We start from the raw sequence: 2,349 nt of genomic DNA, 5'->3' as shown, positions 1-2,349 counted from the left end.
TTTTTGACGGTTTCTTGGTGTTTAGAAATGAATAAGTATCTTTCTTCTCTCACCACCGTATAAACAAATATGCCTATAAACTGGACGGCAAAGATCGCCAAGTTTGAGCAGCAGGGAGAAAAAACCGGCTGGACCTATATTCCCATTCCGCAACAGCAGGCAGAGCAGCTAAATCCGGGCTGCAAAAAATCCTTCCGGGTAAAGGGGGTGCTGGATGCGTTGGAAATTAAAGGACAGGCATTATTATCCATGGGCGGGGGAGATTTTATTCTGCCCCTGAAAGCAGATCTCCGGAAACTATTGGGTAAAAAGAAAGGGGATACGATAAAATTAAGCCTGGAACTGGATACGGAAGAACCCGGTATTAACCAGGATCTGCTGACCTGTTTGGAGGATGAACCCTTGGCCAGGGCTTATTTTGAATCTCTTACCCCGGGGCACCAGCGGTATTTTACCAAATGGATTGAAGACGCCAAAACGGAGCCCACCCGGGTTAAGCGGGTAGCCCAAACCGTGGATGCGCTGTTAAAAAAATGGGATTATGGCCAAATGATCCGTGCCGGCAAAAAACAACCTTTTGACCGGTAAAATTGTCTTATTACCACCAACTAACTGCTCTAAACAAAAAGGAGCATCTATGTCAATTGCAAACAAAGTTGAAATTATTGAGCCTAAAACCATTTGGATAGGCAGCGAAAAAGCCCCTGTACGCCTGGTTATGTACGGCGATTACGAAAGCGAAGCCTGTGCCAAAGCCCAGGAAACTATTGATCTGTTACTGGAGAAATACCCCGACCAGATTCGCTTTCAATACCGGCATTTTCCACTTACCAAAGTGCACCAGTTTGCCCATAAAGCAGCGGAAGCTGCTGTGGCGGCGGTACAGGAAGGCAAGTTCTGGGAAATGCATCATTTGCTCTTTACCCACCGCAAACGCCTGGGAGCCATTAGTTTAAAGGAATATGCAAGGGAGGCCGGCGTAAAGGATAAAAACCTGATTCCCAAACTCGTAGACTCTGTTTACGGGTGGACGGTAAGAGCTGATTTGCTGGAAGGGGTAGATAAGGGCGTACGCGAAGTGCCTGCGGTTTTCATTAATGACCAGTTGTACGAAGGAAAAATTACCACTACCGCCCTGCTCAAACATTTGCAGGATCAATTACCGGCTAAGAAAAAGAGAGCCTGATCCATTGCATTATAAAAAAAACTAAATTGGAATCATGAAATATTCAGGATTCCTTTTTTTATGCCTGCTCCTGAGTTCCATTGGGTTTACCCAGGTAAAACTAGTGGGCGTGCAGGCCGTTTTTGCAACCGACCGGGAAGGCCGCGGCATTATTGCCAATGCCCGCCAGGTACAGGGCACCCCCTTTGCCACCACCGAGTGGAAAGCCGGCACTATCATTTTCAGCAATGGCTTAAAGGGGGCAGATGATTTTCTGAATTTTGACCTGTACAGCAACAAGCCGGCTTTCCTGCAAGGGGAAAACTATTTCCACTTTAAAGACCCGGTGAAAGAAATCAGGTATACGGTGGATATAAATGGAGAACCTAAAACCTACCTGTTCCGGAATGAGTACCCTGCCGTGGGTAAACAGGATCGAACTTTTTATTACCGGGTAGAAGAGGAGGGGCCTAATTTCCACCTGCTGCAACTGCTCGAAAAACTGGTGGGAGAAGAAATGGTTTCCATCGGTGTCTATGATAAACGCTTTATAGACCAGCAGGAGTGGTATCTCTACGACGCAAAAGCCGCTAAGCTGGTGAAAATGCCTAAATCAAAAAAAGAACTGGTTAGTTTGGCCGCAGGTTTATCTCCCTCGCTCAGCAATTACCTGAAAACCGCCCAGTCGGTGAATCTCAAAAATGAGACAGAGCTGAAAAAGATGGTGCATGATTTGAACCAATAAGATTTCCTGCATTAATCCTACCTTCGCGCCATATTTGGAAAATATGTTGCTGTTTAAGGAATTTACATTTGATTCTGCTCATTTTTTACCCAATGTGCCAGAAGGGCATAAGTGTAAAGAAATGCATGGGCATACCTATCGCCTGCGGGTTTGGGTAGAAGGCCCCCTGGATCCGGTGTTAGGATGGGTGATGGATTTTGCTGACCTGAAAAAAGTGGTAAAACCCGTGGTAAACCGGCTCGATCATAAATGCCTGAATAAAATAGAAGGACTCGAGAATCCTACCTGCGAACGGATTGCTGTTTATATCTGGGACCAGGTAAAACCCTTATTACCCCTGCTGGCAAAAATAGAGTTGCACGAAACCCCCAGTTCAGGGGTTATTTATACCGGTCAGTAAGCAATTTCTTAACTTGTACTTCTGCTTAATTTCAGTAAA

At 45.7% G+C, this 2,349-nt stretch carries 4 protein-coding genes; all 4 read left to right on the top strand.

Translation table 11 applies throughout. From position 1 onward, the window contains the following. Positions 1 to 69: 69 nt before the first annotated feature. Genes A1D16_RS21555 through queD form a run of 4 tightly spaced genes read left to right on the top strand, consistent with a single transcriptional unit; the run spans position 70 to position 2,310 of the window. The gene (locus A1D16_RS21555) at positions 70 to 588 is read left to right on the top strand and encodes a YdeI/OmpD-associated family protein (protein WP_290713782.1); all 519 of its coding nucleotides are present in this window, start codon (positions 70 to 72) and stop codon (positions 586 to 588) included. 49 nt (positions 589 to 637) lie between these two features. Then, positions 638 to 1,186 carry a thioredoxin domain-containing protein gene (locus A1D16_RS21550; protein WP_290713779.1) on the top strand — a complete coding sequence of 183 codons (549 nt, stop codon included), beginning with the start codon at positions 638 to 640 and terminating at the stop codon, positions 1,184 to 1,186. A gap of 34 nt (positions 1,187 to 1,220) precedes the next feature. Next, complete coding sequence (locus tag A1D16_RS21545) at positions 1,221 to 1,910, top strand: hypothetical protein (RefSeq protein ID WP_290713777.1); 690 nt, start codon at positions 1,221 to 1,223, stop codon at positions 1,908 to 1,910. A 43-nt stretch (positions 1,911 to 1,953) separates the two neighbouring features. After that, positions 1,954 to 2,310 (top strand): 6-carboxytetrahydropterin synthase QueD, encoded by a 357-nt coding sequence (gene queD, locus A1D16_RS21540; RefSeq protein ID WP_290713774.1) that lies wholly within the window; start codon positions 1,954 to 1,956, stop codon positions 2,308 to 2,310. Positions 2,311 to 2,349 lie beyond the last annotated feature (39 nt).

The sequence above is a fragment of the Flavihumibacter sp. CACIAM 22H1 genome (assembly GCF_001601815.1).
Classification (GTDB): domain Bacteria; phylum Bacteroidota; class Bacteroidia; order Chitinophagales; family Chitinophagaceae; genus Flavihumibacter.
The sequence above is the reverse complement of the archived record's forward strand: the minus strand, read 5'-3'. Positions and strand labels throughout refer to the sequence as shown.

Coding starts and splice junctions, on each gene's coding strand:
- A1D16_RS21550 (WP_290713779.1), top strand. CDS start 638: ATGTCAATTGCAAACAAAGTTGAAATTATTGAGCCTAAAACCATTTGG.
- queD (WP_290713774.1), top strand. CDS start 1,954: ATGTTGCTGTTTAAGGAATTTACATTTGATTCTGCTCATTTTTTACCC.
- A1D16_RS21545 (WP_290713777.1), top strand. CDS start 1,221: ATGAAATATTCAGGATTCCTTTTTTTATGCCTGCTCCTGAGTTCCATT.
- A1D16_RS21555 (WP_290713782.1), top strand. CDS start 70: ATGCCTATAAACTGGACGGCAAAGATCGCCAAGTTTGAGCAGCAGGGA.